23 protein-coding genes are annotated in these 25,098 nt (G+C 62.7%); 10 read left to right on the forward strand and 13 right to left on the reverse strand.

All coding sequences use genetic code 11. The features are described 5' to 3' along the window. Positions 1-68: 68 nt before the first annotated feature. From galK to murB, 5 genes are read right to left on the reverse strand one after another with little or no spacing between them, the layout of a single operon-like run. Positions 69-1,241: a galactokinase gene (galK, locus tag L21SP4_RS05630; protein ID WP_052881737.1), complete on the reverse strand. Its 1,173-nt coding sequence runs from the start codon at positions 1,239-1,241 to the stop codon at positions 69-71. Next, a complete protein-coding gene (gene panC / locus L21SP4_RS05635; RefSeq protein WP_052881738.1) occupies positions 1,219-2,103 on the reverse strand; it encodes a pantoate--beta-alanine ligase in 885 nt (294 codons plus the stop codon). The genes galK and panC overlap by 23 nt, the downstream gene beginning before the upstream one ends. Continuing rightward, positions 2,100-2,906 (reverse strand): 3-methyl-2-oxobutanoate hydroxymethyltransferase, encoded by an 807-nt coding sequence (gene panB / locus L21SP4_RS05640; RefSeq protein WP_052881739.1) that lies wholly within the window; start codon positions 2,904-2,906, stop codon positions 2,100-2,102. Before panB ends, panC begins: the two co-directional genes overlap by 4 nt. Positions 2,907-2,915: 9 nt before the next feature. Then, positions 2,916-3,419 carry a 2-amino-4-hydroxy-6-hydroxymethyldihydropteridine diphosphokinase gene (gene folK, locus L21SP4_RS05645; protein ID WP_052881740.1) on the reverse strand — a complete coding sequence of 168 codons (504 nt, stop codon included), beginning with the start codon at positions 3,417-3,419 and terminating at the stop codon, positions 2,916-2,918. Continuing rightward, positions 3,419-4,363 (reverse strand): UDP-N-acetylmuramate dehydrogenase, encoded by a 945-nt coding sequence (gene murB, locus L21SP4_RS05650; protein ID WP_160300697.1) that lies wholly within the window; start codon positions 4,361-4,363, stop codon positions 3,419-3,421. The genes folK and murB overlap by 1 nt, the downstream gene beginning before the upstream one ends. A gap of 131 nt (positions 4,364-4,494) precedes the next feature. On the opposite strand from murB, the gene L21SP4_RS05655 reads away from it, so the two are divergent. Both L21SP4_RS05655 and L21SP4_RS05660 read left to right on the forward strand, forming a co-directional pair. Beyond that, on the forward strand, positions 4,495-5,040 hold the full coding sequence (locus L21SP4_RS05655; protein ID WP_052881742.1) for a DUF5362 family protein: 546 nt from the start codon (positions 4,495-4,497) through the stop codon (positions 5,038-5,040). Positions 5,041-5,048: 8 nt separating this feature from the next. After that, positions 5,049-5,828 carry a TrmH family RNA methyltransferase gene (locus L21SP4_RS05660; protein ID WP_052881743.1) on the forward strand — a complete coding sequence of 260 codons (780 nt, stop codon included), beginning with the start codon at positions 5,049-5,051 and terminating at the stop codon, positions 5,826-5,828. Positions 5,829-5,846: 18 nt separating this feature from the next. Here the strand turns inward: L21SP4_RS05660 and ilvN are convergent, their stop codons facing one another. The 4 genes from ilvN to L21SP4_RS05680 all read right to left on the reverse strand — a co-directional run bounded on the left by ilvN (position 5,847) and on the right by L21SP4_RS05680 (position 10,731). Then, positions 5,847-6,359 (reverse strand): acetolactate synthase small subunit, encoded by a 513-nt coding sequence (ilvN, locus tag L21SP4_RS05665; protein ID WP_052881744.1) that lies wholly within the window; start codon positions 6,357-6,359, stop codon positions 5,847-5,849. Between the two features lie 13 nt (positions 6,360-6,372). Continuing rightward, complete coding sequence (gene ilvB / locus L21SP4_RS05670; protein WP_052881745.1) at positions 6,373-8,103, reverse strand: biosynthetic-type acetolactate synthase large subunit; 1,731 nt, start codon at positions 8,101-8,103, stop codon at positions 6,373-6,375. Between the two features lie 243 nt (positions 8,104-8,346). Next, positions 8,347-10,038 carry a Na/Pi cotransporter family protein gene (locus tag L21SP4_RS05675; RefSeq protein WP_052881746.1) on the reverse strand — a complete coding sequence of 564 codons (1,692 nt, stop codon included), beginning with the start codon at positions 10,036-10,038 and terminating at the stop codon, positions 8,347-8,349. Positions 10,039-10,047: 9 nt separating this feature from the next. Further along, complete coding sequence (locus tag L21SP4_RS05680; protein ID WP_144413765.1) at positions 10,048-10,731, reverse strand: hypothetical protein; 684 nt, start codon at positions 10,729-10,731, stop codon at positions 10,048-10,050. A 161-nt stretch (positions 10,732-10,892) separates the two neighbouring features. Here L21SP4_RS05680 and L21SP4_RS05685 point away from each other — a divergent pair, with 161 nt between their 5' ends. The 7 genes from L21SP4_RS05685 to L21SP4_RS05715 all read left to right on the forward strand — a co-directional run bounded on the left by L21SP4_RS05685 (position 10,893) and on the right by L21SP4_RS05715 (position 16,433). Next, a complete protein-coding gene (locus L21SP4_RS05685) occupies positions 10,893-11,156 on the forward strand; it encodes a hypothetical protein (protein WP_052881748.1) in 264 nt (87 codons plus the stop codon). Further along, on the forward strand, positions 11,153-12,520 hold the full coding sequence (gene rsxC / locus L21SP4_RS05690; RefSeq protein ID WP_052881749.1) for an electron transport complex subunit RsxC: 1,368 nt from the start codon (positions 11,153-11,155) through the stop codon (positions 12,518-12,520). Before L21SP4_RS05685 ends, rsxC begins: the two co-directional genes overlap by 4 nt. Next, a complete protein-coding gene (locus tag L21SP4_RS05695; RefSeq protein WP_201774693.1) occupies positions 12,517-13,497 on the forward strand; it encodes an RnfABCDGE type electron transport complex subunit D in 981 nt (326 codons plus the stop codon). The genes rsxC and L21SP4_RS05695 overlap by 4 nt, the downstream gene beginning before the upstream one ends. A 67-nt stretch (positions 13,498-13,564) precedes the next feature. Further along, a complete protein-coding gene (locus tag L21SP4_RS05700; RefSeq protein WP_074041545.1) occupies positions 13,565-14,128 on the forward strand; it encodes an RnfABCDGE type electron transport complex subunit G in 564 nt (187 codons plus the stop codon). Beyond that, a complete protein-coding gene (rsxE, locus tag L21SP4_RS05705; RefSeq protein ID WP_052881751.1) occupies positions 14,128-14,754 on the forward strand; it encodes an electron transport complex subunit RsxE in 627 nt (208 codons plus the stop codon). Before L21SP4_RS05700 ends, rsxE begins: the two co-directional genes overlap by 1 nt. Before the next feature lie 12 nt (positions 14,755-14,766). After that, entirely contained in the window at positions 14,767-15,531 is a 765-nt protein-coding gene (locus tag L21SP4_RS05710; RefSeq protein ID WP_082116559.1) for an electron transport complex protein RnfA, read from the forward strand. Next, on the forward strand, positions 15,528-16,433 hold the full coding sequence (locus tag L21SP4_RS05715; protein ID WP_052881752.1) for an RnfABCDGE type electron transport complex subunit B: 906 nt from the start codon (positions 15,528-15,530) through the stop codon (positions 16,431-16,433). Before L21SP4_RS05710 ends, L21SP4_RS05715 begins: the two co-directional genes overlap by 4 nt. Positions 16,434-16,513: 80 nt before the next feature. Here the strand turns inward: L21SP4_RS05715 and L21SP4_RS05720 are convergent, their stop codons facing one another. Both L21SP4_RS05720 and L21SP4_RS05725 read right to left on the reverse strand, forming a co-directional pair. Beyond that, positions 16,514-17,377: a hypothetical protein gene (locus L21SP4_RS05720; protein ID WP_052881753.1), complete on the reverse strand. Its 864-nt coding sequence runs from the start codon at positions 17,375-17,377 to the stop codon at positions 16,514-16,516. Between the two features lie 35 nt (positions 17,378-17,412). Then, on the reverse strand, positions 17,413-18,195 hold the full coding sequence (locus L21SP4_RS05725; protein ID WP_144413766.1) for a hypothetical protein: 783 nt from the start codon (positions 18,193-18,195) through the stop codon (positions 17,413-17,415). 216 nt (positions 18,196-18,411) lie between these two features. Between L21SP4_RS05725 and L21SP4_RS05730 the strand changes: the two genes are divergently transcribed. After that, a complete protein-coding gene (locus L21SP4_RS05730) occupies positions 18,412-22,152 on the forward strand; it encodes an LVIVD repeat-containing protein (protein ID WP_052881755.1) in 3,741 nt (1,246 codons plus the stop codon). A gap of 76 nt (positions 22,153-22,228) precedes the next feature. On the opposite strand, the gene L21SP4_RS05735 is transcribed toward L21SP4_RS05730, so the two are convergent. Further along, positions 22,229-23,551 (reverse strand): IS4 family transposase, encoded by a 1,323-nt coding sequence (locus L21SP4_RS05735; RefSeq protein ID WP_052881756.1) that lies wholly within the window; start codon positions 23,549-23,551, stop codon positions 22,229-22,231. A gap of 216 nt (positions 23,552-23,767) precedes the next feature. After that, positions 23,768-25,063: a peptidase U32 family protein gene (locus tag L21SP4_RS05740; RefSeq protein WP_052881757.1), complete on the reverse strand. Its 1,296-nt coding sequence runs from the start codon at positions 25,061-25,063 to the stop codon at positions 23,768-23,770. Positions 25,064-25,098 lie beyond the last annotated feature (35 nt).

Consider the following 25,098-nt stretch of genomic DNA (forward strand, 5'->3'; position numbering starts at 1 on the left):
TCAAACTACAGTGTATGAATCGTGTCTCAGCGCATTCCAGAAAAAAGTCTAAAAAAGCGCACCCGGGATCATTCGACACCCAGCGTTTCGGCCCCGGCGGAGGGCACGATCACCCGCGCCACCGGACGCGCACCGTCCTGGTACTCGCATCGTTCCCGGACGAAGGCGCTGATCCGGTCCGCCTCCGCTTCCCGTACGAGGGCCAGCGCGCTGCCGCCGAACCCCCCGCCTGAAAGACGCGCCCCCAGCGCCCCCGCGTTGCGGCACTCCCGCACCACGGCATCCAGCTCATCGCAGGAGTTCTCAAACAGATCCCGCGAACTCTGATGGGATTCATACATGAGTTCGCCGAACGGCTCGATGTCTCCACGTCCCAGATACGTCCACGCCCGCAGAACGCGGTCGCATTCCCGGATCACGTGTTCCGCGCGGCGCGCGTCGGTTTCGTCGATCCCGCTTTTCACCTCGTCCCATTCGTCGACAGAGATATCGCGCAGGGCGTGGACGGGATGGTCGAGTCGTGCGGCCACCTGTTCGACCACCCGCTCGCAGGCCTCGCGCCGGGCGTTATAGTCCGAGTCGCCCAGCGAGTGCGAAACATTGGTGTCGAACAGGAGAAAGACGTACCCGTCCGGGATCGCATCCGATTGAAGGTCAAGCGACCGGAAGTCCGTCATGATCATCCCGTGCTCCCTGCCGCAGAGACTGGTGAGCGGGTCGAGCAGACCGCAGCGCACACCGGCGAATTCCTCCTCGGCCCTGCGGCAGAGGCGCGCCAGTTCCTCCGGTTCGATCTGCCCGCCGGCCAGGTCCGCCGCCGCCAGTCCGGCGGCGACCTCGTACGCCGCGGAGCTGGAGAGTCCGGCGCCGCGCTCGATACTCCCCTGCACGGTACCGCAGACCGGGGGCACCTCGATTCCCCGCTCGCGGAGCAGATAAAGCACGCCCTTCGCATAATTGATCCATGTTTCGCCGGACTCGGGACGGTCATTGAGTTCATCGATCCGCGCGCGGCGGTTCATGTTAACGGCATACCACTCCATGCCGGGGCGGTCCGACTTCGAGAGCGTGACGCAGATCCCGCGGTCGACGGCCGCCGAGATCACGTAACCTTCATTGTAGTCGGTATGATTGCCCAGCACCTCGATCCTTCCGGGGGCATAGGCCGCGGCCTGCGGCTTCACGCCGAAATGACATTCATGGCGGTGGGCGGTGTCTTTAATCAGGGCTTTCTTCTTCATCCGGTGTCAGCTCCTCGCTGTCGATCAGTCTCGTTCCCGCGATCCGCACCGCGAGGGCGGCGAGTACCGTCCCTTCGATCCGGTCCACGGATTCCAGTGTCTCTCCATCCACGATTTCCGCGTATTCCAGGGCGGCGTCGGGCTCTTCTCCAATCACGCCTGTCATCAGGATCTTCAGCGCTTCGGCATCCCGCTGCCCCTGCCGCACTGCTTCGGCGGCGCGATCGAGCGCGCGCCGCAGGCAACGCGCCTGACGTCGTGCGGACGGGTCGAGGTACCGGTTCCGCGAACTCATGGCGAGACCGTCTTGTTCACGGACGATCGGTGCGCCGATCACTTCGACGGGCATATTGAGGTCGCGGACCATCCGCCGGATCACCCGCAGCTGCTGGGCGTCCTTACGACCGAATACGGCGAGGTCGGGCGCGCAGATATGGAACAGTTTTGCGACCACCGTACAGACGCCGCGGAAGTGGCCCGGCCGTCCGGATCCGCACAGGGGGGCGGAAACGGAGGTCTCGTCCACCCACGTGCTGTGGTCCGGCGCGTAGAGGGTTCCGGGGTCGGGATGGAAAACGAGATCGGTTCCCTCTTCGGCGCACGCGGCCATATCCCGTTCGAAATCACGGGGATAGTGCTCGTAGTCTTCGTCCGGACCGAACTGCGTCGGATTGACGAAGATGCTGACCACGACCGTATCCGCCCGCTGCCGGGCGAGGCGGATCAGGGATCGATGTCCCTCGTGCAGGGCGCCCATCGTAGGCACCAGGCCGACCGTCCGTCCTGCACGCCGTTCTTCAGCGACGCGACGCTGCATCGGCGCCGGTTCGTCGATCACCTCGGGTTCGCTCCGTACCGTCATCGGGCGTCCCCGCCGTAGCAGTGTTCTGAGGAGGGGAACCGGCGCGACCCGACTTCGTCGCGGAAGGCTTCGACCGCACGCTGGGCTTCCGACGCGAAATCGGCATAGCGTTTTACAAACCGCGGCGCCCTGCCCCGGTTCATTCCCAGCAGATCGGAGATCACGAGCACCTGCCCGTCGCAGTCCGGGCCCGCGCCGATCCCGATCGTGGGGATCGTGAGCGCCTCGGTGATCTTCGCACCCAACGAAGCGGGCATACACTCGAGCACCACCGCGAACGCGCCCGCCTGCTCCACGGCCATCGCGTCGTCGAGCAGACGCCGCACCTCTTCGGGCTCGCGTCCCTGGATCCTGTAGCCTCCGATCTCGCGCACACTCTGCGGCGTGAGCCCGATATGGCCCAGCACGGGAATCCCGTTCTCCCGGCAGGCCGAGATCAGCTCCGCGCGATGCGCCCCGCCCTCGATTTTCACGGCGTCGGAACGCGCCTGTTTCAGGAATCGTCCGGCGCTGCGCAGGCCGTCGGCCACGGAGGGCTGATAGGACATGAACGGCATATCGGCCACGATCAGGGCCGAGGTCACCACGCGGCCTACCGCCGCGGCGTGGTGCAGCATCTCGTCCATCGTCACGGGCAGCGTGTCGTCATACCCCAGCACCGTGCCGGCGAGCGAATCGCCGACCAGACACAGCGGAAGGCCCGCCTCGTCGGCGATGCGACCCGTGAAGGCGTCGTACGCCGTGAGGGCCGCAAACGGGTCGCCTCCCTTGAGTTCCCTCAATTTTCGTGCCGTCCACTTCATGGGGACATCCTACCACTTTTCGGCGAAGAGTTCGATCCCCGCGGGGTCTTCGAGTTCCTCGAGCACGCGGGCCACGCGGCGCGTCTCTCCGGGCAGTACAGCATCCGGGCGCACATCGCAGAGCGGACGCACCACGAACTTTCGCTCGCGCCAGCGCGGGTGCGGCACCGTCAAATCCGCCGAAGAGCGCACGAGATCGTCCACGTAGAGGAGATCGACGTCTACATTACGCGGTGCGTAGCGGTCGTCTGAACGAACCCGTCCCAGGGCGTCTTCGATCTCGCCGATCCGCGCCTTCCAGCGCTCCGGACCGTATTCGCTTTCGACAATCACCACGGCATTCAGGAAGAACAGATGGGAGAACTCAGGCCGGACGCCCACCGGTTCCGTTTCGTACACCCGGGACTGTGCGGCGAGCGCAGCGCCCTCCGTGGCGGCGAGCAGATCGCGGGCCCGCGACAGATGGGCGAGCCGGTCGCCGCGATTCGATCCAAGGCTGAACGCCGCTTCCATCAGTCCTGCTGCTCCTCCCGGGATCCCGTCTCGAAAAGACCCATGAGCCTGATTTCGCGCTGCAGTTCGATCTCGAATCGGTCGTATACCGCCCTCTCCATCCGGCGCATCAGCGTGAGGACGTCTTCCGCGCGGCAGCCGGGTTCGGCGACAATGATATTGGCGTGTCGCTCGTAGACCTTCGCCCGGCCGGAATGCGCTCCCTTCATCCCCGCCTGTTCGAGGAACCAGCCGGCGGACTGCCTGCGCCGGACGGCCGATCCCGGCTCGACATTGCGGAAGACGCTGCCCGCGCACGCCGTCGTCCGCCAGTCCGGATGCCGCTCGCGGCGGTACTGCAGGATACGCTCGCGTTCGCGGCGGGGTTCCTCCGGGTCCTGTTCGGGAAGAAAGAGGTCGGCCTCCAGCACGATCTCACCCGAGCGCCGCAGGCGCGAGTCCCGGTACTCGAAATGGAGTCGCTCACCGTCGGCGCGGTACGTGTCGCCCTCCAGCCCGAGCAGGCGCACGCTGCGCACCAGATCGCCGATCTGGCGGCCGAACGCCCCCGCATTACCGGCAATCGCGCCCCCCACCGTGCCCGGAATACCCGAGCAGAAGGAGAGGTCGCCCCAGCCCCGTTCCAGGGCGGCGGCCGCAAATGCATCCAGCGGCGTGCTGCCTTCGACCCGGACGAAGTCACCCTTGCGTTCGAACCGGACTTTTTCGTCATAGAACCGGAGGACCGGATGCGGCAGCCCGGCATCGGCCACGAGGAGGTTGGACCCCTGCCCGACGACCCGGTATCCGCGCACGCCGCGTTCGCGCAGCGCGTTTACGCATCGAAGCAGAGATTCGGCGTCGGGGCAGCGGTGCAGCTCCGGACAGTCGCCCCCGATGCGGAAGGTCGTGTACTCCGCCAGGCGAGCCCTGCCGGGCGCCGTCCCTCGGTCTGTTGCCGTCATATCGATCATCCTTCCATTAAACCCGATATCTGGAAGCGTGGGAACAGGAAACGGGATTTGACGCGCAAAAAGGTTTGTTCAGTTCGTCGGCTGTGGTCTACTGGAATCGAATTCTGAACGGGAGTTCGACGATGGAATCTCAGTGGTACTACGCGGACCGGAAGAACCAGCCCAGCGGACCTTTCGCGCCGTCGCGCATACGCGAGATGATCCGTAACGGGGACCTCAACCAGGACACGCTCCTCTGGCGCGAGGGCATGCAGACCTGGACCCCCCTCCGGCGCACCGAGTTTTCGCGCACGGCCGCGGGCGCGACATCCCGCACCGCACCGGCGGGCGGCGCGCGCAACGTACCCGCGGGCCTGCGGGGGTGGATGGCGTTTATCGGCATCTACCACGTCGTCACCGGAATCCTGGCCTGCCTGACGATCATCGGGGCGATCTGGGGGGTTCCGATGATTATATCGGGCGTGGCCCTCTTCGGCGCGAAACGGGAACTCGACGACGGCCCCGACCCGGCCACCCTCTATCAGAAGCTGCGTTCCCACTTCGCCGCGTACGGGTTCCTCCTGCTGCTCGGGCTTATCGGCACCCTGATCTACCTCGTCCTGGCAGCCACGGTATTCGGCAGTGTCGCGGCCCGGATGATGCATTCCATGCCCTCCGTTGGCGGCTGAATCATCCCATGACCCTCCGGATCACTTCTGCGAATAATCCGCGCTTCAAACGCGTGCGCTCGCTGGGCGGCACGCGGAAGCCGCATCGCGAGGAACACGTATTTCTGCTCGAGAGCCCGCGCGCGATAGCGGCCCTGGAACACGACCGCAACGGATTCGGCCGGGTACGGGAACTCTGGTTCGAGGAGGGACGCGGGCTGGAGGACCGCTGGTCGGGCTCTTTTGAACAGGCGTCCCGTTTTTCGCTGCCGGCCCCGCTCTTCAGCAGACTGACCTCCGTAAAGAACAGTCAGGGGATCCTCGCCGTGGTCGAATACATGCCGCCCGAACTGCGGATCCATGACCGCCAGGGCCGCTACGTGGTCCTCGACGGCCTGGGCGATCCCGGCAACATGGGGACGCTGATACGCACGGCGGTGGCGGCGGGGGTGGACGCCATCCTGCTTCACGGGCCCTGCGCCGATCCCTTCAATCCGAAATGCGTCCGCGCTTCCATGGGCATGCTGCCCCTGATCGGCCTTCATCGCGCTTCCGAAGAATGCTGGATGGAACTGGAGCGAGGGGGGTACGACATCGTCGGCCTCGCCGCCGGCGAAGGAGAGAATCTCTTCGAAACGGCCTTCCCCCCCTGCTCGGTCGTCGTGCTCGGCCACGAAGCCCACGGCCTCAGTTCCGAAGCGCGCCGGCGCTGCAGCCGCATGGTACACATCCCGATGCGCCCCGCCTGCGAGTCCTTGAACGCGGCCGTCGCCGGCGCCCTGGCCATGTACGCGACGCGGAGGGTATAACGTCTCCCTCGCCTCCTCTTACGTCTCCCCTTCGCCCCGGCTCATGATGACCGCGCCGGTGTTGACCAGCTCGATCATCCGGAACTTCGAGAGCATGCCCACGAGCGCGTCGAGCTTCTCCGGATCGCCGGTCGCCATGAGAATCATTGAGTTCTCGGTCAGGTCGACCGTCTTGCAGCCGAAGTGTTCCGAGATCTGCAGGGCCTCCGCCCGGTCCTCCGATCCCACGGCGAGCTTGATCAGGGCCATCTCCTTGGTGACCGTATCGTCGTAGGTATGGTCCGTGCAGTGCAGGACGTCGACCAGTTTCGAGACCTTGCGGATGAGCTGATCGAGCACCTCGGATTCGCCGCTGACGCCGATGGTCATGCGCGAGAACGTCCCGTCCATGGCCGGCGAGACCACCAGCGATTCGATATTGAATCCCCGCCGTGAAAAGACCTGCGCGACCCGGGCCAGCACGCCCGGTTTGTTCGCGACATAGACGCTCAGTGCGTGGATCTCCCGTGAATTTGCACCACCTGTTTTCATTGTGACTCCTCCCTCAGGTCGATCCCGTCGGTTTATCCAGCTTCTGCCCTTTGCGCGGGGGGTCGATCATCATGTCCTCAAGCGCCTTGCCCGCGGGCACCATCGGAAAGACGTTGTCCGTCTTCTCGACCTCCGCATTGATCAGGCACGGGCCGTCGTTCCACTCCAGCATTCTTCCCAGCACCTTGCGGACATCCCCGGAGCGGCGCAGATTGAATCCCTTGACGCCGAAGGCCGAGGCGAGCTTGACGAAGTCCGGATTGCCCTCCAGATCGACGCCGCTGGTACGGTCCTCGTAGAACAGCTCCTGCCACTGCCGGACCATGCCCAGGTAGTGGTTGTTCATCACGATGATCTTCAGCGGAAGATTGTGCAGACGCGCGGTGGCCAGTTCGTAACAGGTCATCTGGAACCCCCCGTCGCCGACGATCGCGACCGTCAGGTCGTCCGGCCGCCCGAACTGCGCGCCGATCGCCGCGGGCAGACCGAAGCCCATCGTGCCCGCTCCGCCCGAGGTCAGGAAATTATGCGGGTCGTCGCTGCGATAGAACTGCGCCGCCCACATCTGATGCTGGCCGACGTCCGTCGCCACCACCGCACGGCCTTCGGTCATCTTGTAGAGTTCATCGATGATATGCGCCATCTTAAGCCCGCCCTGCTTCCGATACCGGAGCGGGTATTTTCTGCGATATTTTGCGAGCCGCTCGATCCAGTCGCCGGTATCCAGTTCCGGGACGTGTTTGGCCAGTTCCGCCGTGACCTCGCGCGCATCCCCGACACAGTAGAGATCGGGGCGGATCATCTTGTAGACCTCCGCGCGATCGATGTCGATATGCAGAATCCGGGCCTGTTTCGCGAACTGCGCGGGATTGCCGAGTATGCGGTCGTCGAAACGCGAACCGATATTGAGGATCAGGTCGCACTCACACACCGCTTTGTTCGCATAAGCCGTCCCGTGCATGCCGAGCATGCCCAGCGAGAGAGGATGGCTCTCCGGAAAGGCGCCCTTGCCGAGCAGCGTGGTCGTGACCGGCGCCTTGATCTTCTCCGCCAGCCGCCGGATCTCCTTTTCCGCACGCGACATGACCGCGCCATGACCGGCCAGGATCAGCGGCCTCCTCGACTTGCTCAGCATCTCGGCCATCTCCTGGACGTCCGCAGGCTCATATTCCGGCGTGTCCGGCCTGTACCCGGGCAGATCCATCGGCGCGTGCAGGTCCGCCGTACAGTCGCCCGCGCTGACGTCCTTGGGGACGTCGATCAGGACCGGTCCGGGACGACCCGTGGTCGCGATGTGGAACGACTCCCGAAGAATCCGCGGCAGCTGGTTGGATTCCTTGACCAGATAACTGTGCTTCACGACCGGCATCGTGATGTCGAAGATGTCCGCCTCCTGAAAGGCGTCCTTGCCGATCATCGGCGTGACCGACTGCCCCGTCAGGACAATCATCGGAACCGAATCCATGTGCGCCGTCATGATTCCCGTGAGCGTGTTCGTCGCGCCCGGACCGCTCGTGACCAGAACCACCGCCGGTTTGCCCGTGGCCCGGGCATAACCGTCCGCCATATGCGTCGCACCCTGTTCATGACGGGTCAGAACAAACTGGATGCGCGTATTTGTGGTGACCATCGCGTCAAATATCGGGATCACCGCGCCGCCCGAGTACCCGAATATGTACTCGACCCCCTCGTTTTCAAGGCACCGGATGATGGCTTCGCCGCCACTTATCGGATCTGTTGCCATTTCGAACCTCCGCAAAGCTGTTAACTCAGCCTTTATCTTGTAAGTTGGAGACTATATCCCGCCGAAGTCTAAAATAAAGGATATTTTTATATAAATGTGGCCTCCCGGAAATCTATATCTCAAATCTTGAACGAATTTATATCTAATTGCGGGGTTTTCGCATGATTGACCGAAAAAAAGAGGGCTTTAGAGCTCATAGTGAGTGTGAGCACGGGTGCGCGTACGAGAAGGTGCTCTACGTGCTCAGAACGCGTTTTCGTTCAGGCGCTGGATGGCCTGGGCGATATTGAGATTACGCTCGCCGATGCGTTCGAGGTGTCTCACCAGGTCGATAAACAGCACTTCCCCTCCCACGTCGGCGTCGGGGGTTGAAGCGATTTCCTCGTTTACATTTTTACGCAGCCCCTTGCGTGTCTTTTTGAGGGCCCGGTTCAGTCTGAGCGCCGTATCAAAATTGTACTCGGGCACCGAATAGGTCAGGTAATCCGCATTATACTTGAGAAAGTCGAGAATCTCCGAGGTATAGGCGTACAGCTGCTCGTCGGCGTGTTCGTGGAATCCCATTCCCTTGCGCACTTTGCGGCGGAACAGCTGGACCAGCCGGTAGGCGCTGTCAGCGATGCTCTCCAGTTCCGAGGTCACCTTCTGCATGGCGAAGATTCGCTGGGCCTGCAGCTCGGTGACGGATTCTTTCATGCAGTCGGTGAGAAACTCGGTGATGCCGTCCTGCATCTGGTCGGTCAATTTCTCCGTCCGCTTCGATTCCTCCCGCAGTTCCTCCAGCTCGGCCGGACTCGAATGATAGGCGTTCAGGCCTTTGAGAAGCATATCGTGCACCATCACCGCCATGCGGCCCACCTCAGCGCGCGCGCTGACGAGATCCGCCTCCAGCGCGTCCGTGGTTCGCGTGCGCACATGACTCACATGGAACGTTCCGATAGGCGCGGGGCCGTGTTCGCGGGGGCGGACCATGACCCTGGCCAGCCTGGCGAGCTGAGGCACGAACCCGATCAGCAGGGTTGTATTGGCCAGATTGAACAGGGTGTGGAACGCGGCCAGATGCACCGGGAGGGCGTGCGGGTCGTTGACACCGCCCGGAACGATCTGATCGACCATCTGCAGGAAAGGCTGATACACGGCCAGCATCCAGGCGACGCCGACGATATTGAAGACCATGTGCACACGCGCCGTGCGCTTTGCATTCGGTGACATCCCCAGTGAAGCCAGAAAGGCCGTGATCGTCGTTCCGATATTCTCGCCGAGCACGATCGCGGCGGCGATTTCAAAGTCAATCCACCCGCTGTAGGCCATGGTCAGGGTAATGGCCATGGCGGCGGAGGAGGACTGCACGACGATGGTCAGAAGCGTCCCCAGCAGAATAAACAGCAGCACCGACCAGAATCCGGCATTGACCAGATGCTGCACGAACTCCAGGGCCTCGGGGTGTTTCGAAATATCGGGGACGGACTCCTTCATCACCGAAAGACCCATGAAGAGAATGCCGAAACCGAGCAGGATTTCAGACCATTCGCGCCGTTTCGGTATGCGGCTGAAAAAGAACGGCAGGGCCACCGCCACCGCGGGAAGGGCGAGCGAAGTGATCTTGAACTTAAACCCGAGCAGGGACACGATCCACGCCGTAAAGGTCGTCCCGATGTTGGCGCCCATGACCACGCCGATGGCCTGTTCCAGGGTCATGAGCGAGGCGTTCACCAGACTCACCAGCAGGATCGTGGTGGCCGACGATGACTGAATAATCGTGGTGACGCTGGCTCCCGTGATCACACCGAACACACGATTGCTGGTCAGCGTCTGCAGCAGCTTGCGCAGGCGATCCCCGGCCCGGCGCCGCAGGCCGTCGCTCATCTGGTGCATGCCGTAAAGGAACAGGCCCAGCCCGCCGATCATATTGAGCAAAACAAAGAATCCGTGCATACCGCGCCCCTATTCTTCCTCTTCCATGAATTTCGCGTCCGCACTCTCCCGGAGAAAACGCGCAAAATGCCGCCCGTGCACCGAATTCAGCGCAACTTTCCCGGGCAGAATCGTACGGTCAGAAAACTTGATCCGGCCGGAGATTTCGAGATAGCCCACCGCCGTCTCCGGTTCCATCACGTAGGGCGGTTCGTTACGGCTTACGAGGAGGTAATTGAGGACGATATTGCCCGTGCGGTGATTGCCCTCCACAAACAGCTGCGGCTGGCTCAGCGCCGAGGCGTAAAATATCGATGCCGTACGGTACGGATCGCCCCGCTCCCGGTTCCGGATGACCCAGTCGCGGATACGTCCGATACGGGCGGTGTATTTACGCCGCGCCATGAGAACGCTTTCGTGGTATTCCATCCGCGTACGCATGTCCGTCCCGCACAGTACGATATGATTGAGTTCAAGCAGCGAATGGAGACCGGCCAGCGAAAACAGGTCGACCCCCTTGCCCATCAGGCCATTCAGAAAACGGTACGCCTCGAGAATATGATCCACGATCTCGTCGGTGAGATCTTCGCGGTGCAGGGACAGTCGGCGGTTGATCGAATCAAATTCCTTCTGAACTCCGCGCAGCGACTGCTCAATGCGGCCGATGCTGAAATTTTTATACGTGCGGAACCCCATGCGCGCGCCTTCTAACATATCTCATTAGTTTTGTGTTAGCCGGGTTAGATTTCCGTACGCGGCGGCTGTTGTCAATCCGCGGCCCGGACCTCTTTTGAAGCCGCGATTGTTTTCGATTGCGCAACGTGCTCCACGGGCGTACGATCTACGTTTTTGCGTCTGTCAATAAAGGGCGTCCCATGAATCACGTCCATCAACATGAATCCTGTGAGCGCGGGGGGTGTTCCTGCGGGGGGCAGCCCGGCGAGGACGCCCCGCGCGTCTGCGTGTGGCACAGCGCGGCGGCATTTCTGCTGCCGCTGCTGCTGGCGATCGCGGGGGCGGCGTTGACTCCTGCGGGGGCGGGCCTGGATGTGCTCGCTGCATTCGCCGGTCTCGCGGCGGGGGTCCTGACGGCGAGACTCTGCATCGGCCGCTTCAGCCGGGAGGGTCGTACCGCATGATCGCGCTCCCCGAAAACGCCGGCGGCCGGGGCCGATTCGCTCGGGGCGTGCACCCGCCCGAACGGAAAGAGCTGGCCGAAGGTGCGCCGATCGAGCCCCTGCCCGCGCCGGAGCAGGTCGAGATCCCCGTGCTGCAGCACGTCGGCGCCCCCTGCATCTCGAGCGTGAAGCCGAAGCAGGAGGTCGCGGAGGGCGATACGATCGCCGACTCGGAATCCTTCATCTCCGCGCCGGTCCATGCCTCCATCGCGGGCACGGTCGGCCGGGAGGGCGTGACCACCCTGCCGAACGGACGCCACGTGAATACGATCCCGGTCAAGCGGGGCGAAGCCCCGGCGGGGGACGGCGACCCGGTGCGGCGCATCCTGGGAGGGGACTGGAACGTCGACCCGGAGGAACACGATCCCGGTGCGTTGCCCGGCATAATTCGCGAGGCCGGGATCGTCGGCCACGGCGGAGCGGCCTTCCCCACTTACGTAAAGGTGAAGCGCAACGGGGAAAAGCCCGTCGGCACCGTGCTGGTCAACGGCTGCGAGTGCGAACCGTACCTAGCCGCAGACCAGCGCCTGATGGAGGAGTATCCGGATCCCGTGATCGCCGGCGCGCGTCTGGCCGCGCGGGCCGCGGGCGCGACACGCACCGTGATCGCAATCGAAGACAACAAACCGGACGCCGTCGCCTCTTTGCGGCGGGCCGCGGACGGCACGGGCGTGGAGATCGCCGTCGTGGAGACCCGCTACCCCATGGGCGGCGAGAAACAGACGGTGCAGGCGGTGCTCGGCCGCACGATCCCCACCGGCGGCCTGCCGCTCGACGTGGGCGTCGTGGTGCTCAACGTCGGCACCTGTGCCGCCGTGGCGCGCGCCGTGCTGCGCGGCAACCCCGTCACTCACCGCATCCTCAGCGTCAGCGGGCGCGGCATACGCGAACCGAAAAACCTGCTCGTACCGATCGGAACGCCGTATCGGGCAATCATCGAACATTGCGGCGGGTTGAAGGAGGATACCGCGCGCGTGGTGGCCGGCGGGCCGATGATGGGATTCGCCCTGCACGATCTCGATGTTCCGGTCACCAAGGGCACCAGCGGTGTGCTCGCGCTCACGGAGGCCGAGATACGCCGGCAGGAGGAGACGCGCTGCATTCGCTGCGGTCGCTGCGTGGACGTCTGCCCGCTCAACCTCGTGCCCTCACGGCTGGGAATCGCGTCCCGCAAACAGCGGCTCGATATCGTGGAGCGGTACGACATCAAGGCCTGCATGGAATGCGGCTGCTGCGGCTACATCTGCCCGGCCCGCATTCCGCTCGTCCAGCTCATCCGGATGGGCAAGAGCGAACTGATCAAACAGGAGCGCAGCGAATCGTGAGCGCGCAGCCCTCCAGCGATCCGCAGAACACCCCCCGTCTGCACGTGGCCCCGGGTCCGCACCTGGTCGACCCGGCTCTGCATACAAGGCGAATGATGTGGGACGTGGTCGTCGCACTCGTGCCGCTCATGGCCGTGGCCCTGTGGGTGTTCCGGCTCTATGCGCTCAAACAGCTCGTGCTCTGCGGCCTGTTCGCCCTGCTGGCCGAAGCCGTGTTCGCGGCCATGCGCGGCCACCGCCCTACCCTTCGGGACGGATCCGGCCTCGTCACCGGCCTCATCCTCGGACTCTCGCTTCCCGCCACGGCCCCGTGGTTCGTATCGCTGATCGGCTCCTTTGCCGCGATAGGGATCGGGAAGGCGGCCTTCGGAGGACTCGGACAGAACCTGTTCAATCCCGCCATGGTCGGTCGCGCGTTCGTGATGATCGCCTTCCCCGCCCTGCTCGGCGCCTCGGCGTATGTCGATCCCGACAGCGCCGTCGCGGCCGTGACGGGCGCCACCCCGCTGACCTCGCTTCAGCAGGCCGGCGAGAGCACCCCGATCCTGAAACTCCTAATCGGCAACACCAACGGATCGCTCGGCGAGACGAGCGCGCTGGCCTGCCTTCTGGGCGGAGCCTATCTGTGCGCGCGCCGAACGGCCTCGTGGGAACTCCCCGCCGGCGCGGGGGTCGCCGTGGCCGCCATCGCCCTGCTCCGGCAGTTCGGCGACGCCCCTTGGGGCCCGCTGCAGCACCTGAGCGGCGGCGCCTTCCTCTTCGGGGCCTTTTTCATCATCACCGACCCCGTGTCGACGCCGCTGACCCCGAAGGGGAAGTGGATCTTCGGCCTCGGCTTCGGCGCCTTCGTCATGCTGCTGCGCTCGCTGAGCGGCTACCCGGAAGGGGTGATGTTCGCCGTGCTGCTGATGAACGCTCTCACCCCGCTGATCAACCGGTGGACGAAACCCGTGCCGGTGGGTGGGGCGTGTCCGTGAGTGAGTGAGTGAGTGAGAAACCTGAGACTTGAAACTTGAGAAAGAACCCGGAAATCCGAACCGCGGCATGAAACAGACGGCCATATATTTTACTGAGGCGTGGCTCGTGCTCGGGCTCGCGCTGATCTTCGGCGCGGCGCTGGCGGGCGTCCAGACGGGGCTTCATCCGAAGATCGAAGCCAACAAGCGCGCGGAGACGATGCGCCAGATCCCTTCGCTCGTCCCGGGCGCGAAGGAGAGCGAGCCGGCCGGTGAAGCCGGGCTGCGCGCGTGGCGGGCGCTCGGGGACGGCGGCGAGACCGCCGGCTGGGTGGTGCTGGCGTCCGGACAGGGTTTTGCGGGACCGATCGAGCTGCTCGTCGGCGTGGACGCGGACCTCGACAAAATCACGGGGCTCTACGTGCTCAGCCAGACGGAAACCCCCGGCCTCGGCAATAAAATCGCCGCGGAGGACTGGCGCGAGCAGTTCCGCGGCATGGACGCGCAAACCGGGCTCGAGGTGACCAAGCAGGAGGCCGGCCCGCATGAAATCCAGGCGATCACCGGTGCGACCATCTCTTCGCGGAGTGTGGTTCAGATCGTAAATAATACCCTGCGGCAGTTCAGAACCATAAAACAGGCGGGATCCTGATGAGCGACGGCCCCACACCCCTGGAACGGTTCATTAACGGGATCCTCCCGGAGAACCCCGTGTATCGTCAGTTGCTCGGGCTCTGCCCCACCCTGGCGGTCACGAACAGCATGAAGGCGGCGCTGACGATGTCCGGCGCGGTGCTGTTCGTGCTGTTCTGCGCGAACGTGCTCGTCAGCCTGATCCGCAGTCTGCTCAAACCGCACCTGCGCATTCTCGTGTTTACGCTCACCATCGCCACATTCGTGACCATCGCGGACAAGTTCATCGCCGCGTTCATGTGGCCGATGAGCAAGGAACTGGGGCCCTACATCCCGCTGATCATCGTGAACTGCGCCATCATCAGCCGCTGCGAGATCTGCGCCTCCAAGCAGAACACGCGCACGGCGGCGATGGACGCGGTCGGCCAGGCGCTGGGCTTCACGCTCGCGCTCGCGAGCATCGCCACCGTGCGCGAGATCCTCGGCAACGGGAGCTGGCTCGGCTTCAGCGTACTCCCCGACGCCTGGCCCAACTGGGTGCTGATGGTGCTCCCTCCGGGCGCGTTTCTGACGCTCGGATTCCTGATGGCCGCCGTCAACTGGCTTACGATGAGCCAAAAGACGAAATCCGCAAACGAACCGTAACCGGACCCGGACATGGAAACACTGACTACACTGATTCTGATCGCGGTCGGCGCGGCGCTGATCAACAACTTCGTGCTGCACTACTTCGTCGGTCTCTGCCCGTTCGTCGGCGTCTCGAGACGGCTCGACACGGCCTTCGGGATGGGGCTGGCGGTGACGTTCGTGATCACGATCGCCTCGCTGCTGAGCTGGACGCTCACCTTCTACGTCCTCCGTCAGGGCGCGCCGGTAACGGCGTGGATCGGAGGGTTTTTCCTGTCGCCCGACCGGGCGGCGGAGATCGACCTGACGATTCTGAACTACATCGTCTACATCTTCGTGATCGCCTCCTCGGTCCAGTTCGTCGAGATGTACGTGCGCCGGTTCTTCCCCCCGCTCTACAAGGCGTTCGGGGTCTACCTGCCGCTGATCACCACCAACTGCGCGATACTTTTCGCCTGTCTGGAGATTATGAAGCACGTTTCGGGGGCCTCCTCGCCCGCGGAGATGTGGGGGTTGCATGAGGCCCTGACGCTCGCGGTCTTCGGGGGGCTCGGCTTCACGCTGGCGATCGTGATCATGGCGGGCATCCGCGAGGAACTCGACCTGTGCGATGTACCCGCCCCGCTGCAGGGACCGCCCATCGCCATGATCGTCGCCGGCATCCTCGCCCTCGCCTTCACCGGCTTCACCGGAGTCGATCGCGGCCTGGAAGAAGCCCTGCGGCCGGAGAAAAACGAAACCGCGCAGACGGCGCGCTCGGAGAGCGCGCCCTACCCTCACGAGGTGAGCCGATGATTGTAATACTCCTCGCCTCGCTGATCATGGTGCTGCTCGCCTGTCTGATGGCCTGGATTCTCGGCTGGGCGAACCGCGCGTTTCACGTCGAAGTCGATCCGCGCGTGAGCGCGGTGCTCGACGCACTGCCCGGCGCGAATTGCGGCGCGTGCGGGTACGTGGGATGCGGCGAATACGCCGAGGCGGCCGCCTCGGGCGAGGCCCCCCCGGATCTCTGTCCGGTCGGCGGTGATTCATGCGCGCAGGCGGTCGCGGAAATCCTGGGCATCGAGGTCGGACAGAAACTCCCGTTCCGCCCGGTCGTTCACTGCGGGGCGACGTATGATAAACGCCTGATCCACAGCGAATACCGGGGAGAGCCATCCTGCCGGTCCGCGAATCTGGTGGGCGGCGTACAGGCTTGTACGTATGGATGTCTCGGATTCGGGGACTGCGAGCGGAGCTGTCCGTTCGACGCGATTCACGTGATCGACGGCCTGGCCCGGGTCGATTACGAAAAGTGCACCGGCTGCGGGGCCTGCGCCCGGGTCTGCCCGCGGAACATCATTCACATGATCCCGTTCAAGTCCGAGCGAGTGATGGTGGTCGCCTGCTCCAACCACGACCCGGGCAAATACGTCCGGCAGGTCTGCAAGGTCGGGTGTATCGGGTGCGGGATGTGCGCGCGCAAATCGGACCTGTTCAGGGTCGAAGACAACCTCGCGCACATCGATTACGATCAGTACGATCCTGAATCGATGGATGAGGCGCAGCTCGCGCTTGAGAAATGCCCGATGAACGGCATCCTCTACATCGGCGAGCCGGGGCCGGAAGAGCTCGAACAGACCGACGGCGAGGACGTGGGCGAGCCGGTGCGCGACGAGTTTCAGACGACGGTCGACGACACCGAGTGGCACGGATAAGTAAGTCAGGCCCTCCTGACTGACCTCAAAAAAAGGGGCGGTGCCGCCACCGCCCCTCCCCGTCTGATCGACCGAGGGAATTACCAGTCGAGGGAAACGTATTCCTTTTCACACCGGTTGCAGTGATGTCGGCTCACATACGGCATGACCGACATCCACCACGTCGGCGGTGCAGCGCAGTGCTCCTTGGACCCACAGCGCGGGCAGTCCCGGCTCAACGTGCGCTCCACCGGCCCCGTCGCATAAGCCGGCTCCATCTGCGCTACGTAGTCTTCGAGCTCGGAAGCGTTTGAACGACGGCGACGGCGCAGCATAAGCCTGCGCAGCGCGATCAGCAGCATCGAACCCGGACCGAAAATCAGCGCCGTAGCCGGTTCGGGGACGACCGCAAAGGTCGTCTGGCGGTCCGAGCCGCCCGTGAAGTAAAATTCGTCCGGAACGCCAAGCTCACTGTATGTAAAGGTGTGCGTGGCGGACTCCCAGTAATAGACGTCGTCTATATCCGCGTAATCAAGGTCCGAAAGAAGGGCATTGGTGCCCTTGGTGACATACGCCGTATTGGCCACATTAAAAACACGAACATAATACGTTCCATTCTCCGCTTCCGTGTCTACGGTCGAGTCTACCAACTTGAACTCATTGGACTGTGTTCCAAGGGCTGGTCCCCCGTAGGAATAGGTAACGCTGACCACGAAGTCGTCATCGGTAACGCCTGTGGTAGACAACTGATTGGTCGCAAAGAAATCGGGTGTCCCGTCCGGGCCCGTATTGATTAATTGAGCAAAAGCCCCTTGAGTCCCATCTGATTCGCTGTACGGAATGTTAGCGCCGTTATAATTCATTATCTGGTGGTTTCCGGAGCCCCACTGAAGCACCAGATTGGCATTCGCGACCATCGAAAAACCTACGACTACCACAAGACACGACATCAATCTCGCCTTCATTGCCCCTCCTCCTCTTGTCATCGTTAATGGTTTATCTATTCAGCTTGCAGATCATAGGGGCGCTCTTCGACCCAATCAAAGGCGGACGCTCCTCGACTCCTGTACCAGAATCCCTGTCCCATGCCGACAACATTGGTCGCGACCTCGGCCTTATCCCGGTCTATCCATTTGAGCTGAAATTCCGCACCATAGGAGTCGTCGGCCAACCAGAATGATTTGTAGCCACCCTCGCCCGGCACATAAAGATAGATAGTGTCGGCGGTACTGATATCTTCACCTGCCAGACCGTTGGTCAGGCTCATCTCATTCAGCGACTGATCGCAGCTGAACGGATAGGAAACAAGCTGGACGCCAGGCACTATCGTGTTTGTCACGGCACCGTCCGCCACGACTTCACCGACGAACACCAGCTCGTTTGATGTTGCCGCACGGCTTTTGTACCAAAGAGCGGCTTCAGAAGTAAATTCATTCGTCGCCACAATGGACTGGTCATGATCAATCCACTTCCGCTGAAACTCCGCACCATAACTGTCGTCGGCCAGCCAGAACTCCTTATAGCTCGTCGCTTCGGGCGTATAGGCGTATACTACATCTGCATTGCTGATATCATTGCCCGCCACACCGTTCGTCCCCACGATCTCCGCGAGGGTATTGGTGCCATTGACGAACGGGACGCCGACGATTTGAACGCCCGGTTCCGTATTTTCGCGCACAAACCCGACGATATTTTCAGAGACGACCACATCCTGGGCGCTCGAGATTCCGGCCACCAGAATCAGCGCAAGTGAAGTGGCAGAGAGCATCCTTTTCCTGTGCATCAGGCACCTCCCGGGAGAGTATTTACTGCTTCGTCTTTATTAAGGGCTGATCGAGTCGATTTTGTCAAGCAGGTTTGTTTTTTTCGGGAAGGCTTTTTCCATCAGCAGCTTTTGAATTTCCGGAAAACGCTTTTTTAACGAAAAACAGGCCTCATCAATATTGACATTTTGTTATTCACGAAGCCATGTTTGCATTACAACCATGGGGAGGATGTCATGAGAGCCTTCTTTTCGGCCGCCTGTTTCACCTGTCTCGCGTTCGGTGCTGTGTCCGCGCACGCGGTCAGTGTCACCACCACTTCACTCCCCACCGGGGCTGTAGCCGAGGCGTACAGCGGGACCCTGAGCGCCTCCGGCGGCACGACCCCCTACCGCTGGAACGTCGCCCAGGACTACGCCGAGAGCATCGAGACCAACGCGATGCAGGATCCGTCTGCGGACATGGACTGGAACGCGGATTCCGAAGCGTGGCTGCTGGATCTGCCCTTTACATTCCCGTTTTACGGCGTCGGATACACCCAGTGCTGGGTCGCGGTGGACGGCTACGTCCATTTCGCGACCAATTACCTCGACAGCACGCCGACCACAAACGAGCTGGCGCAGCAGTGCATGATCGCCGCCGACTGGAAGGACCTCGACACCTCCGCCGGCGGCGATTTGGATATCTATATCTGGACCAACGATTCCTCCTGCGTGATCCGGTGGTACGGCAGGACCCCGATGTGGCAATACGTCGGCATCAAACTCGAGATGAACGAGAACGGCCTGATCCGGGTCGACATGTCAGGCGACGAGGGCATGATGTCGCCCCGCTTCTGCGGCCTGTCGGCCGGCAACGGGGTCGACTACGTGGTCAGCACGAACAACGACGCCTGGCTGGACCCGGGCGACATTATCCGCTTCCAGCCCGAAGACGCGCTGCCGACCAACATCGTGATGACCTCCGGGGGCGAGCTTTACGGAACGCCGTGGAACGCGGGCACGAACAGTCTGACTTTCCGCGTCACCGACGCCACCAACGGCCAGGCCGCGGCGGCGCTCGATCTGGTCGTCACCGAGGGCGGCAACGCGAAACCGGTGGTCTCCGGCAGCACACCCGCCGCCGGCGCATACCCGATGGACGAGGCGGAGACGAACACATTCAGCGTGGCGGCCTCCGATCCGGACGGCACCCCGCTGTCCTACGCGTGGACGCTCGACGGCACCGCCGTGGGCACGAACAGCGCGAGCTACGATTTCGGGACCCCATGGGGCGGCGCGGGCGTGTACACCCTGCTCGTGGAGATCAGCGACGATTTCTGGACCAACGGCGAGGTGTCGGTGGAGTGGACTGTGGCGGTGACGAACGACAATGACGGCGACGGCATGCTGAACGAATGGGAACGGACCTACGGACTCGATCCCGAAGTGAACGACAGCGGCGGCGACGGGGACGGCGACGGGCTGAGCAATATCGAAGAGCACGACGCGGGGACCGACCCGGGGTCCGAGGACACCGACAACGATACGCTCTACGACGACTGGGAGCTGGAGTACGGGTACGACCCCACCAGCCCGTCCGAGATCCTGCCCGGCTATACGAATTACACCCCGAGCTACGGATACAATCTCTCGGCGGACGCCGAGGAGGTCTATGTCACGGGCACGACCGCCTATGTCGCCTGCGATGTCGGCGGGTTGAAGGTCATCGACTGCTCCGACCCCGACGCCCCCGTCCTGATCGACATGCACGAGATCCCCGGACGGGCCGAAGAAATCTGCGGCCTGGGCCCGTACGTGTTCGTAGGTGCGGACAATTACGGCCTGACGATCTTCGACGCCTCGACACCCTCGAACCTGGCCGTACTCTGCACCTGGACCAACGCACATCTGTTTTATGGACCGATGGCGGCGGTGGGCGACCGGCTCTACGTCGCCCAGAACAGCGATCTCACGGTGCTTTCCATCAGCGACCCGGCCTCGCCGGTCCTGCTGGGGCAGCTTGACGTAAGCAACACCAATCACCCCGCGCCGGGTTCTATCCGCGACGTAGCCGTGCGCGGGGACTACGCGTACTGCGCCAACTTCACCGAGGGGCTGAAAACCGTGAACATCTCCGATCCCGAAACCATGGTGATCACGGCCACCAACGAGTACGAGGGCGTGGGGGTCTGCGAATACGCCGCGCGCGGTCTCGACATCGAGGGCGATACGCTGTTCATGTGCCAGGACGGATACGGGCTGATGGCCTTCGACCTGAGCGATCCCGCGTCACCTGCCCTGATCGACAATTTCATCTCCTCACACAACCCGTTTCCGTACGACAACCTGGACGACGTGGACGTGGAAGGCACCAATGCCTACGTGATCGGCGGGAAGCGGTTCTGGATCTACGGCGTCTCCGACCCGTCGAACATGGTCGAACTGGCCCACTGGCAGAATGGATCCGGCGGCCCCACGGACGGGATAGGGATTCATGACGTCGACGCCGAGGGCGACTTCGTCCACCTGCCGACCGGCTGGGGAACCTACACCAATGCGTACGGGATCCAGGTCGACCGCGGCGGATTGCGCCTGATGGACGTCACGGACAAGGCGGCGCCCGAACCGAGGGGGCGCTTCATCACCTCCGGTCAGGGATGGGACATGGAGATCCTGAATGATGTCGCCTACGTGGCGAACTACCACTCCGGGGTGCACATCGTGAACGTGACCAACTGGACGCGGCTGGGGCGCTACGACACCGAAGGGATCGCGATGGGGATCGATGTGACCGACGGGGGCGACACGCTGCTGGTAGCCGACGGTGAGAATGGTCTGGTCGTGCTCGACGCTACCGATCCCGCCAATATGGCCCTTCAGAGCCACCTCGATACCGACGACGCCCGGGCCGTGCGCTACCTCAACGGCAGGATCTACGTGGCGGACTACACCAACGGCCTGCTGGTGGCGACCAATCTGTCCGTCCCGACGCTTCAGACAAACTTCTTCGCCGGCTCGCCGATTCAGGGCCTCACCACGTACGGAAGCAAAGTCTACGCCGCGGCCGGCGGGCTTGGCGTGTACAGCGTTTACTGCGAAGAAAAGGGCTCGAACGAAACCTGGCATACGGAGCATTACAACTACACCATCGACATGGGTAAAAGCGCGAGCGCCTACCGGCTCGAGGCCGCGGACGGGCGGCTGTGGGTCGCCGACAACCTCAACGGCGTGGTGGCGATCGACATCAGCTCCGCCGCCATGAGCTATGAGGGGCTCTACACCAACGGGGTGGTTCAGAACGTCTTTATCGAGGACCACGCCCCGACCGGCGACTACATCTGGATCGGAGGCGGCACCAATATCACCTCGTTCCGCGTGGGCGACCCGATCGATCGGCGCAACACGATGAGCGATGAGTACTGGTGGCAGGACCCCGAGATCAAGGACCTCTGGTTTGCCGGCACAAACGGGATCTTCCTCGGGGCCACGCAGTGGAAGAAATACGAATACGGTCTGCGGTCGTTCAATACCACCCGCGTCGACGCCGACGAGGACGGGATGGCCGACAGCGACGAGATGCGGTGGTGGGGGAGCACGGTGCCGGGGCGTTACGACGATACGGACGGAGATGGACTGAGCAACTGGGGCGAGAGCACGACCGGAACCGATCCGTCGCTGACCGACACCGACGGGGACGGCGTCTCGGACCGCGACGAGTACATCGCAGGGACCGATCCGATGAGCGACGGGTCCTGTTTCTCAATGGACCTCGACGACCCGGTCTACCATCTCGATCTGTTCGACGAGTTCGTCCTGCGCTGGCCGAGCCGTGCGGGGCGGGTCTACGATCTCTACCGCTACAGCGACCTCGGCGATCCCTCCTCGCGGGTTCAGCTCCTGACCAATGCCCCGGCCACCCCGCCGATGAACATCTACACGGACACCGTCTTCCGGATCCGCTCCTACATGTACCGGATTAATGTAGAGCGGGAGTGAGGGAGATCATTTGAGTGCGAGACCTGAAACTTGAGACCTGAGTAAGAGGATACCTGTGTCCACTACTGTCCCAATATTAGTCGAACAACATCAACGTGTTATGACTTTCGGGTATTTCGGTTTCGTAGTCCCAAGCCTGAAATGCCTGTAGAATGGGGGTTTTCTCGAACAGGGACACGCTCAGGATTTGTAGAATTGTGTAGAGCGGCAGCTCGATGCGGAGTCGCTTCTTGAGAATGGCAACGAGCAGGTACGTGGAGATGGCGATCCATATCTGTGTCTTCACCGCGTTGGGCGTAGTGCCGACAAACGCCTTGATGCGGAGGTGCTGTTTGATCCATTTGAAGAACAGCTCGATCATCCACCGGGCTTTGTACAGCTTGGTGATGGTCATCGCGGGCAGTGTGAAATCGTTGGTCAGGAACACGAGCAAGGAACTCGGATCTTCCGGGTCGCGGAACTTGATCCGACGCCACGGCTCGGGATATGCCCAGCAGTTCTCATTATGGCCGCATTCCGACCGCGGACGGCGTGGCAGCCGTCCCTCCCGAGTCGATATCCGACGCATTTTCGGGCACTGGGAGGGTCGGGTGCCACCCCGACCGAAAAGGGTGAAGCCATAATGAGAATCGCTGGGATATGCCTTGGCCGGATAGAAAGTTGTGAGTATCACGGTCTGGTCGCAGATCAGACCAGTGGTTCTGTCGACGGGGCGAGAGTAGCGACGCTTGAACTTGAAGTTGTCTTTGGCACGAGTAACGAAGAAGGCTTGGCCGATGTCTATTTCGTATAGACGTGCAAAATCGAGATACCCGCGATCCATGAGGTAATACGCCCCGGGGACAGGAACAAGATAGTCCAGGACATTAACATCGTGCATTTTCCCGTCGGAAATCAGGATAAACTCGGGAATGCTGCCTCGCAGATTGAGCAAGGTATGCATCTTGACCGCGCCCTTGCGTTTTCGAAACCGTGCCCATGGAAACATCGAAAGGCACAAGTCGATGGTCGTCGAGTCCAAAGCGTAAACCGAGGCGTCCAGGTCGACGGAGAGTTCCTCCTCCGCGTAGAGACTTCGTGCCTCGACAATCAAGTGTTGAGCGAACTCGGCATAGATGCGCCAGTCCCGTTTCTCGTTGGCGTTGGACAGGTTGTTGCGCGAGACCGTGCTGTGGATGCCCATGTGATAGAGTTTCGGTCGCACGGACCGCAGACAGGCTTCGATGTCGCGCAGACTCTCCCGGTAAGTCAGCTGCGCAAAAGCCATCACCCGAAAGTGGGCGGAACACTTGAACTCCTTGACCTTGTGGTTGCCGTTGTATCGAGTCACGCATCGGTCGAAATGGTGCCACGGCAAGTGCTGCATGAGCTGCGCGAATATCGTCGGCCCTGTGTACATCCCGGCCTCCCTCCTGTGTTGGAAGGTCGGAAGCTACAGGCAAGTTCAAGTCGCCAACAGCCCTTTTCTGTTCTAAGTCGTTCATGAAGTATGTGTTACAAGGCAATGTCGTTCAAACGTTGGGACAGTAGTGACCTGTGTCCATCCTTTACTGCCTTCGAGTGCGACAGCCGTCGGATTGTCATACTCAAGCTCCTCTTAATCAGGTCTCAAGTTTCAGGTCTCGCACTCAAAATATGGTTTCTCACTCAGAACCTTCCTCCTCTCCCACGCGAACACCTTATCGCCCCGCCGAACTTTGGCCGGGACGGGCACGGTGACGATTTCGTGCATCGCGGCTGAGGTGCGCGACTCGCCCTCCACCCGCAGCTCTTCGGCGACGGCATGCAGCGAGCCGGTGGTCGGGCCGTGGAAGAGCAGTTCGGCCCCCCGGTCGAGCCGGGCGTGACAGAGCTTGAACTCGGCGACCGCCGGCCGGGCGTAGTAGTTGCTCACGCGCCCGAGCTGGACCCTGCGGCGCGTGGCGCTCGAGTTATTGGTCCCGGCCCACTCGTTCAATCTCCGGCCGCAGTAGTACCCGCCCTCCCAGAAGCCGCGGTTGAACACGCGGTGCAGCCGCCGCATCCATGTCTCGAGTTGCGCCTCCGGGGGGCCGTCGGCGTATCCGCCTTTTTCCCGGCATTCCAGCGCTTCACGGTAGACCGCGACGGTCTCCGCGACATAATCCGGCGAGCGGCCGCGCCCTTCGATCTTGAGAATCTCCGCACCGGCCTCGATGATTTTGTCGAGATAGCGCACGGTGCAGAGGTCCTTCGGCGACATCACGTACTCGTTGTCGATCTCGAAGGACTCGCCGGTTTCGGCGTCTTCGACCCTGTAGCGGCGGCGGCAGCTCTGGTAGCACGAGCCCCGGTTGCCCGATGCGTTGTACTGCGCGAGGCTCATGTAACACTTGCCCGAGACGGCTACGCACAGGGCGCCGTGGACGAACAGCTCGATCCTGACCCGGCCGCCCCCGGGACCGCGAAGGTCCTCCCGGACGATGCGTTCATGCAGCGCGCGGATCTGTTCCAGGGTCAGTTCGCGCGCCAGCACGACGACGTCGGCGAACTGCGCGTAGAAGCGGAGGGCCTCGTAGTTGGAGATATTGACCTGCGTGGAGAGATGCACCTCCAGGGCATGGGCCCGGGCGATCCGCATCACGGCGGCGTCGGCGGCAATGACGGCGGAGACGCCCGCCGCCCGGGCCGCGGCGCAGAGCGACTCCACATCCGCGAGTTCTTCGTCGTACACGATCGAGTTGAGGGCCAGGTAGCTCCGCACCCCGCACCAGCGGCAGATCCGCGCGATGCGTCCGAGGTCGTGTGCGGTGAAGGCGTCGGCCGAGCGGGCGCGCATGTTCAGTTTTCCCGCGCCGAAGTAGACCGAGTCCGCCCCGCTGCGGATCGCTGCGGCCAGGGCGGCATAGGATCCGGCGGGGGCCATGATTTCAATTTTTTCGCGCTGAGCCATGGGGGCACGAAGGTACCGCACCGGCTCCGCTCGCG

The organism is Kiritimatiella glycovorans (assembly GCF_001017655.1).
In the GTDB taxonomy this organism is placed as follows: domain Bacteria; phylum Verrucomicrobiota; class Kiritimatiellia; order Kiritimatiellales; family Kiritimatiellaceae; genus Kiritimatiella; species Kiritimatiella glycovorans.